The 9,888-nt window shown below is 75.5% G+C and carries 1 protein-coding gene; it reads left to right on the top strand.

Annotated elements, in window-relative coordinates; genetic code table 11:
* The first annotated feature begins 210 nt into the window (after window positions 1–210).
* Window positions 211–9,888 (top strand): SDR family NAD(P)-dependent oxidoreductase, encoded by a 9,678-nt coding sequence (locus ABD339_RS30780; protein ID WP_344570451.1) that lies wholly within the window; start codon window positions 211–213, stop codon window positions 9,886–9,888.

The following is a 9,888-nucleotide window of genomic DNA, read 5'->3' as shown; positions in this document are numbered from 1 at the left end:
ACCCTCCGACGCCACGACGCCACCCCCACCCAACTCCTCACCACCCTCACCCAAGCCCACACCCACGGACACACCCCCACCACCTGGACCACCACCCCAACCCCCAACCACCACACCCACACACCCCACCTCCCCACCTACCCCTTCCAACACGAACGCTTCTGGCCCGAGGCGACCGGGTTCGCGGGCGATCTGCGGAGTGCGGGGCTGTTGTCGGCGGACCATCCGCTGCTGGCGGCGGGTACGGAGTTGGCGAATGGTGAGGGGCACCTGTTCTCCGGGCGGCTCTCGCTCGCGGCTCATCCCTGGCTCGCCGATCACGAGGTGATGGGCAGCGCGTTGCTGCCGGGTACGGCCTTCGTGGAGCTGGCTCTGCACGCCGCGTACCACACGGGGTGCGACCGGATCGAGGAGCTGACACTCGAAGCGCCGTTGGTCCTGCCCGAGCACGGCGCGGTACAGCTCCAAGTGGTCGTGGGAGCAGCGGAGGAGGACGGGGAGCGGACCGTCACCCTCCACGCGCGCCCCGAACCCGGGAGCGAGGAGGACGAGGCCGAACCGTGGGTCTGCCACGCGAGCGGCGTGCTGGCGCCGGGGACACGGGACCAGCAGGGATCGGAGGGGCTCACTGGGGCGGGCCAGGAACAGGAACAGCCTCCAGGCGCGGACGACGGCGCGGGTCTCCTCCCGGACGGCGCGACACCGCTCGAAACGGCCGGCGTCTACGCGCACTTCGCGGGGCTGGGTGTGCGCTACGGGCCGGCGTTCCAGGGGTTGCGGGCCGCCTGGCGGTATGGCGAGGAGATCGTCGCCGAGGTGGAGCTGCCGGATGCCGGACAGGCCGAGCGGTTCGCGCTGCATCCCGCACTGCTGGACGCCGCGCTGCACGCGACCGCTCTCCTGGACAGTGACGGTGACGGCGAGCGTGACGGCGCGGGTGCAGCTCGGCTGCCGTTCGCCTGGCGCGGCGTGAGCGTGCACGCGGTGGGGGCCTCGGCGCTGCGCGTGCGGTTGACGCCGCTGCCGGAGCAGGGCACGGTCTCGCTGGCGCTGACCGGGCTCGACGGTGCGCCCGTGGCGACCGTAGAAGCGCTGACCGGGCGGCCCGTGGACCGGGAACGGCTCGCCTCCCCGCAGGCGGGGCAGCATGCCGACGCGCTCCATCACGTCGAGTGGCAGCGCGTCGAGAGCGCGCGGCCCTCGGCCGACGACGGGGCGACGGCCGCTGTGGACGGCGCGGAGACGTCGGCCGCCGCGGACTGCGCGGAGACGACGGCCGCCGCGGACTGCGCGGAGTGGGCGCTGATCGGCCACCTGCCCGCCGCTCTCTCCGCCCTCGCGGATCTCTCCGACCCCTCCGACCCCTCCGACCTATCCGACCGATCGGATCTCTCCCCTTGCTCCGCGCTGTCGGAGAAGCTGGGGGTGAGCGTGCGCGGCTACCCGGACCTGGCGCACCTCTTCCGTGCTCTGGACGCCGGTGCCCCGGTGCCGGGGACGGTGCTCGCGCCCCTCGGCCACCACACCGGGCGCTCCACCGGCACCGACGGCTCCACCGGCGGATTCGACCCCGCGGTCGAGGACTCCGGCGTGGCGGCGCGTGCCCACAGTGCGACGCGCGCCGCCCACGCGCTGGTGCGGGAGTGGCTGGCGGACGAGCGGGTGGCGGGGGCGCGGCTGGCGGTGCTGACCCGTGCGGCCGTCGCCGTGCTGCCGGGTGAGCGCGTCGCCGACCCGGCAGCCGCCGCCGGCTGGGGTTTCGTGCGGGTGGCGCAGAGCGAGCATCCCGGGCGCGTCCAGGTCGTGGACCTCGACGGTGCGGCCGAGTCCGTGCGCGGCCTGTCCGGCGTACTGGCCTGCGGGGAACCGCAGTTGGCGGTGCGCGGCGGGGTCGCGTACGCGCCCCGGCTGGTGCGCGCCGCCGGGGCGGGCGTGCTGGTGCCGCCTGCGGACACCGCCGGGTGGCGGCTGGATCTCACCGAGCCGGGCACGCTGGACAATCTGACCATCGCCCGGCACGAGGAGAAGCTGCGCCCGCTGGGGCGCGGCGAGGTGCGGGTCGCGGTGCGCGCCGCGGGGATGAACTTCCGGGACGTCCTCATCGCGCTCGGGGTCTACCCGGACCGGGCGGTGGTGGGCGGCGAGGCCGCCGGGGTGGTCACGGAGACGGGTCCGGGGGTGCCCGGTCTGGTGCCGGGCGACCGGGTGATGGGGCTGTTCGACGACGGGGCGATGGCTCCGTTCGCGGTGACGGATCACCGGCTGCTCGTCCGGATACCGAAGGGCTGGTCCTTCCCGCAGGCCGCCGCCGCGCCGATCGTGTTCCTGACCGCGTACTACGGGCTGGCGGACCTGGCCCGACTGGGGCCGGGGAAGCGGTTGTTGGTGCATGCGGCGACGGGTGGGGTCGGGATGGCCGCCACACAGCTGGCCCGGCACTGGGGCGCCGAGGTCTACGCCACCGCCAGCCCGCCCAAGTGGGAGACCCTGCGCGAACTCGGCTTCGACGACCAGCACATCGCCAACTCCCGCACCCTCGACTTCGAACACCACATCCGCACCGCCACCCGCGGACAAGGCGTCGATGTCGTCCTCGACTCCCTCGCCGGAGAGTTCGTGGACGCCTCCCTCCGCCTGCTGCCGCGCGGCGGCCACTTCCTGGAAATGGGCAAGACAGACATCCGCGAACCCGCCCAGGTCGCCACCGACCACCCGGGGGTCAGTTATCGGGCGTTCGAGATGTTCGAGCCGGGCCCGGACCGTATTCAGCAGATGCTGAGGGAGCTGGTGGGGCTGTGTGAGAGCGGGGTGCTCAGTCCGCTGCCGGTCACCGCGTTCGACGTACGGGAGGCACCGGCCGCGTTCCGCTACCTGAGCCAGGCCCGGCACACCGGGAAGATCGTCCTCACCCTCCCCCAGCCGATCGACCCCGAAGGCACCGTCCTCATCACCGGCGGCACCGGCACCCTCGGCGCGCTGACGGCGCGTCACCTGGTGACCGGACACGGCGTACGGCATGTGCTGCTCACCAGCAGGAGCGGGCCGGAGGCGCCCGGTGCCGAGGCGCTGCGGGACGAGCTGAGCACCCTGGGTGCCCATGTCACCGTCGCCGCCTGCGACGCGGCCGACCGCGAGGCGCTCGCCGACCTGCTCACCCGGATTCCCGGCGAACACCCCCTCACCGCCGTCTTCCACGCCGCCGGAGTGACCGACGACGCGGCCGTATCGACGCTCACGGCGGGCCAGTTGGGGCCGGTACTGCGGCCGAAGGTGGACGCCGCCTGGAACCTGCACGAGCTGACCGCCGGCGCCGACCTGTCCGCCTTCGTCCTCTACTCCTCCATCGCCGGCACCCTCGGCAACCCCGGACAGGCCAACTACGCCGCCGCCAACACCTTCCTCGACGCCCTCGCCCACCACCGCCACACCCAAGGACTCCCCGCCACCTCCCTCGCCTGGGGACTGTGGGAACAGGCCAGCGGGATCACGGCGAAGCTGTTCGAGGAGGACCGGGCGAGGACGAGCCGCAGCATGCTGGTGCCGCTGTCCGACGAGGAGGGGCTGGCGCTGCTGAGCGGCGCGGTCACCCCCGCACAGCCGACGCTGGTGCCGGCCCGGTTCCACGTCAAGACGCTGCGCGCGCTCGCCGATGTGGAGGGGCTGCCGCCCATGGTGCGGGGCATGGCGCGGCGTACCGTACGCCGGGCGCGCGCCGCCTCGGGTGCCTCGTCGGCGCTGGGCAGGCAGTTGGCGGGGCGTTCGGCGGCCGAGCGGCAGCGGGTGCTGCTGGACCTGGTGCGCGGGCACATCGGCGCGGTGCTCGGCCATGCCTCGGCCGAATCCATCGACCCCGAACGGCCCTTCCAGGAGCTGGGGTTCGACTCGCTCACGGCCGTCGAGCTGCGCAACCGGTTGAACGCGGCGACCGGTCTGCGGCTGCCCGCCACGGTCGTCTTCGACCATCCGACGACGGCCGCGCTCGCCGCGCACCTGCTGGAACAGGTCGGCGGCGCGGCCCGGCCAGGCGGGTCACGGCAGGCCGTGGCGTCCGGGGCGCGCAGGACGGAGGAGCCGGTCGCCATCGTCGGCATGGCCTGCCGCTACCCCGGCGGGGTGGCCTCCCCCGAGGACCTGTGGGAGCTGGTGGCCGGGGCGCGGGACGCCATCGGGGACTTCCCCGAGGACCGGGGCTGGGACCTGGAGGGGCTCTACCACCCGGACCCGGACCACCCCGGCACCACCTATGTGACGCGCGGCGGGTTCATCGAGGCCGACCGCTTCGACGCGGAGTTCTTCGCCATGAGCCCCCGTGAGGCCCTCGCCACCGACCCGCAGCAGCGGCTGCTGCTGGAGACGGCCTGGGAGGCGCTGGAGCGGGCCGGCGTCCTGCCGGAGTCGCTGCGCGGCAGCCGTACGGGCACGTTCGTGGGGATGGCCGACCACCACTACGCGGTCAGCGCGGCCGGTCCCTCGCACAAGGCGCTGGAGGGGTATCTGCTCACGGGGGCGACCAGCAGCGTCGCCTCGGGCCGTATCGCCTACGCGCTCGGCCTGGAGGGGCCCGCGATCACGCTGGACACGGCCTGCTCCTCGTCGCTGGTCTCCCTCCACCTGGCCTGCCAGGCACTCCGCAACGACGAGTGCGACCTGGCTCTGGCGGGCGGGGTGACGGTGATGTCGGCGCCGGGGGTCTTCACCGGGTTCAGCAGGCAGCGGGGGCTGTCGCCGGACGGGCGGTGCAAGCCGTTCGCGGCGGCGGCCGACGGGACGGGCTTCTCCGAGGGCGTGGGCATGCTGCTCGTCGAACGGCTCTCCGACGCCCGCGCCAAGGGGCACCCGGTACTGGCCGTCGTCCGCGGCTCGGCCGTCAACCAGGACGGCGCCAGCAACGGCCTCACCGCACCCAACGGACCCTCCCAGCAGCGGGTGATCCGGGCCGCGCTGGCCGGCGCGAAGCTCGGCCCGGCCGACGTGGACGCCGTGGAGGCGCACGGCACCGGCACCAGCCTCGGCGACCCCATCGAGGCGGGCGCGCTGCTGGCGACCTACGGGCAGGACCGGCCGGCGGAGCGGCCGTTGTGGCTGGGCTCCGTCAAGTCCAACCTCGGGCACACCCAGCAGGCGGCCGGGGTCGCCGGGGTGATCAAGATGGTGGAGGCGCTGCGCCGCGGGAGCCTGCCGCGCTCCTTGCACATCGACGCGCCCTCCCCGCACGTCGAATGGGCGGACGGCGCCGTCGCACTGCTGACGGAACACACGCCCTGGCCCGAGGTGCCGGGACGGCCCCGGCGCGCGGGCATCTCCTCCTTCGGCATCAGCGGCACCAACGCCCACATCATCCTGGAGGCCACGCCGGAGACACAGCCGGTCGCGCCGGGCCAGGAGCCGATCGCGACGGAGGCGAAGCCGGTCGCGCCGGAGGCGGTGAGCGCGGGGGCGGGTGCGCCTGCGAGCGCGGGCGCGGGCGCTGACCCGGGCGGCGGCAGCGGGACGGAGGACGCGTTGGAGGGCGGCGCGCACGCGTGGCCCGTCCCGTGGCTGCTGTCCGCCAAGAGCGAGCACGCACTGCGCGAACAGGCCGCGCGGCTGGCCCGGTTCGCGGCCCGGGGCCAGGGCGCCCCGCTCGCCGGGGTCGCGCACACGCTGGCCACGGCGCGCACGCACCACCCCCACCGCGCGGCCGTGCTCGGCCATACCCTGCCGGAACTGCTGGAGGGCCTCGGCGCCCTCTCCTCGGGCGAGCCGCACAGCGCGCTGGTCCAGGGCACGGCAGCGGCGGAGCCGGGCGGCACGGTCTTCGTGTTCCCCGGGCAGGGCTCGCAGTGGGCCGGGATGGGCCTGGACCTGTACGCGTCCTCGGCGGTCTTCCGCGAGCGGCTGGAGGCGTGCGCGGCGGCGCTGGAGCCGCATACCGGCTGGTCGCTGCTGGAGGTGCTGCGCGCCGAGGCGGGCGCGCCCTCTCTGGAGCGGGTGGATGTGGTGCAGCCCGCGCTGTTCGCCGTGATGGTCTCGCTGGCCGAGGTGTGGCGGGCGGCCGGGCTGCGGCCGGACGCGGTCATCGGCCACTCGCAGGGGGAGATCGCCGCCGCCTGTGTCGCGGGCGGACTGTCCCTGGAGGACGCGGCACGGGTGGTGGCCCTGCGCAGCAGGGCGCTGCGCGCGCTGGCCGGCTCGGGCGGCATGGCCTCGGTCCCGCTGGGCGCCGAGGCGGTGGAAGAGCTGCTCGCGGGCCGGTCCGGCACGCTGGCTGTGGCTTCCGTCAACGGCCCGGACTCCACTGTCGTCTCCGGTGACCGGGACGCGCTGGAGGACCTGGTGGCGCAGTGCCGGGCCGACGGGGTGCGGGCCCGCACGATCGACGTGGATTACGCCTCCCACTCCTCCCATGTCGAGGCGATCCGCGAGGAGTTGCTGGAGTGTCTGGCGCCGCTCGCGCCGCGCTCGGCCGAGGTGCCGTTCTACTCCACCGTCACCGGGGGCGAGTTGGACACGGCCGGGCTGGACGCGGACTACTGGTACCGGAATCTGCGCCAGCAGGTGCTGTTCGGGCCGGTCACGGGCGCGCTGCTGGACGCGGGGCACCGGCTGTTCGTCGAGGCGAGCCCGCACCCCGTCCTCACGCTGGGCGTCGAGCAGAGCTGCGCGGCCCGGGGTGTGACGGCCACGGCCTTGGGCACGCTGCGCCGGGACCAGGACGGACCGCGCGAACTGCTGGCCGCCTGCGCCCGCGTCCACGCGCACGGCACGCGGCTGGAGTGGCCGCGGGTGCTGCCCGCGCACCGGGGCGGGCTCGCCCCGGTGCCCACCTACGCCTTCCAGCGGCGCCGGTTCTGGCTGGAGCCGTCGGCGCCGGGCACCGCCGCGGGCGGCTCCGGCCACCGGATGCTGGGGACGACCGTGCCGCTGGCGGGCGAGGACGGCTGTGTGCTGACGGGCCGGATCGCGCTGCGCACACACCCCTGGCTCGCGGAGCACACAGTCGCCGACACCGCCGTACTGCCGGGCGCCGCCTACGTCGAACTGGCGGCCCAGGCAGCGCGCGAGACGGGCTGCGGCCGACTGGAGGACCTCACCCTGCTGGCTCCGCTCGTGGTGCCGGAGCGGGGCGCGGTCGAGCTTCAGGTGGCGGTCGGCGCGCCCGACGCGCACGGGCGGCGTCCGCTGGGTGTGTTCGGCCGCCCGGCGGCCGGGGACGACGAGGCACCGGCGGAGTGGCAGCGCCACGCCACGGGCACCCTGACGGCAGCCCCTGACGCAGCCGGTGCGGGTGCGGGTACGGGCGTCGGTTCGGACGCCGGTGCCGACGAGTTGGAGGAGTGGTCCGCGGGCGGCGTGTGGCCGCCCGAGGGAGCCGAACCGGTGGACGTCGGCACCGTCTACGACCGGTTCGTGGCCACCGGGGTCGCCCACGGCCCCGCCTTCCAGGGGCTGCGCGCCGCGTGGCGGCACGGCGCCGACCTGTACGCCGAGGTGGACCTGCCCGAGGACGCCGACGTGACGGGCTACGCCCTGCACCCCGCGCTCCTCGACGCCGCCTTGCACCCCTTGGTGCTCGCCCGCACGGGAGACCAGGAGCGGGAGGAGCAGCGGACGGCGTGGCTGCCGTTCTCCTGGACCGGGGTGTCACTGACCGGGCTCGGCGGGGAACACCGCGCGCTGCGCGTGCGGTTGACTCCGGTCGAAGAGGACGGCGTACGCCTGTGGCTCTCCAGCCCGGACGGTGTGCCGGTCGCCCACGTGGCCGCCCTCCGCCTGCGCCCCCTCGGCACGGAACTGCTGCGTGCCGGGCGGGCCCCGGACGCCGAGGCCCTGTGGCAGCTGGCCTGGCCCTCGGCCGGACCGCTCCCGGCCGGGAGCGACCCTGCCGGCCAGACGTCCGGCGCCCGGTGGGCGGCTGTGGGGCCGGTCCCGGTACCGGGGTCGCCGACCGCGCCGGACGGCCCGCGGGTGACGGAGTGGCCGGACCTGGCGGCGCTGCTGGCGGCTTCCGCCGAGGACGACCCGCTGCCGGAGGTGCTGCTCGTCGCACCGTCCGGGCAGACCTCACCCGCCACCCCCGCCCCCGGCCCGGCGCGCTCGGCACACGCGGAGGCGGCCAGGATGCTGGCCCTGCTCCAGGAGTGGCTCGCCGACAGCCGGTGCACCGGCACCCAGTTGGTCGTCCTCACCCAGAAAGCGGTCGTCACCGGCCCCGATGAGCAGACGGCGCCCGATGCCGAGGCGCCCGACACCGCCGCGCCCGACACCGCCGCGCCCGGAAGCGCGGCGCCGGACCTCGCGGCAGCCGCGCTGTGGGGGCTCGTACGCAGCGCGCAGTCGGAGAACCCGGGGCGCATCCAGCTCATCGACCACGACGGGACGCCCGAGTCGGCGGCGGCGCTGGCCGGGGCGGTCGCCTCGGGCCTGCCGCAGGTGGCGCTGCGCGGCGGACAGGCGCGGGTACCACGGCTGCGGAGGGCCGAAGCCCCGGCGGACGGCGCGCACTTCGCGCTCGACCCGGAGGGCACCGTCCTCATCACGGGCGGCACCGGCACCCTCGGCGGACATGTGGCGCGGCACCTGGTGACCGAACACGGCGCGCGGCACCTGCTGTTGGCCGGCCGCAGGGGTCACGAGGCGACCGGCGCCCTGGAGCTGGAGGCCGAACTCCTCGCGCACGGCGCGGAGGTGACGGTCGCCGCCTGCGACGCGGCCGACCGGGAGGCCCTGGCCGGGCTGCTGGCGAACGTGCCCGCCGCGCACCCGCTGACCGCCGTCGTGCACGCGGCGGGGACGCTCGACGACGCGACCCTCCCCTCGCTCACCCCCGAGCGGCTGGCCACCGTGATGGGCCCCAAGGCGGACGCGGCGTGGCATCTGCACGAGCTGACGGCGGAAGCGGACCTGGCGGCGTTCGTCCTCTTCTCCTCGACGGCCGGCACGCTCGGCAGCCCGGGACAGGCCAACTACGCCGCCGCGAACACCTTCCTCGACGCACTCGCCCACCACCGGCACACCCTCGGGCTGCCCGCCACCTCCCTCGCCTGGGGGCTGTGGGAGCACAGCAGCGCTCTGACCGCGCATCTCGAAGGCGCGGGGCAGGCCCGGCTGGCGCGCAACGGGCTGGTGCCGCTGCCGACCGAGGAGGCGCTGGAGCTGCTGGACGCGGCGCTGCTGCGGCCCCGGGCCGCGCTGTTGCTGCCGGCGCGGCTGGACATGCGTCCGCTGCGCTCCCAGGCGTCCGCCGGACTGCTGCCGGCGATCTTGAGCGAGGTCGTGCGGGTCCCCGTCCGGCGGGCGCACGCGGACAGCGGGCCCGCGCTGGCCCAGCGGCTCGCGGGGCTGACCGAGGAGGAGCAGCACCGTCTGGTGCTGGAGACGGTGCGCGGTCATATCGCCGCCGTCCTGGGCCACGGCTCGCCCGAGAGCATCGAGAGTGAACGGGCCTTCCAGGAGCTGGGCTTCGACTCGCTGACCGCCGTCGAGCTGCGCAACCGGCTGGGCGCGGCGACGGGCCTCACGCTGCGGGCGACGCTGGTCTTCGACTATCCGACGGCCGAGGCGCTCGCCGCCTACCTGCGCGCCCAGTTGGCGCCCGCCCCGGCCGATGCCTCGGACTCGGTGCTGCGCGATCTCGACCGGCTGGAGGAGGCGCTGACCGCGCTGCCGCGCGCCGGTGAGGGCAGCGAGGCGGTGGGGCGGCGCCTGCGGGTCCTGATGGCGAAGTGGCACGAGGCGCGCACCACCGCGCCCGGCGGCCCGCTCCCCGAAGGCGCCGCGGCCGGGGAGCGCGCCGGGGACGGCGCGCAAGACGGCGCCGTGGGCCAGGAGAGCGTGACGGACCGGATCCGGGCGGCTTCGGCCGAAGAGGTCCTGGACTTCATCGACAAGGAGCTGAAGGGGGCCTGA

It is taken from the genome of Streptomyces axinellae (assembly GCF_039532135.1).
Lineage (GTDB): Bacteria > Actinomycetota > Actinomycetes > Streptomycetales > Streptomycetaceae > Streptomyces > Streptomyces axinellae.
This window is presented reverse-complemented; position numbering and strand designations above follow the sequence as displayed.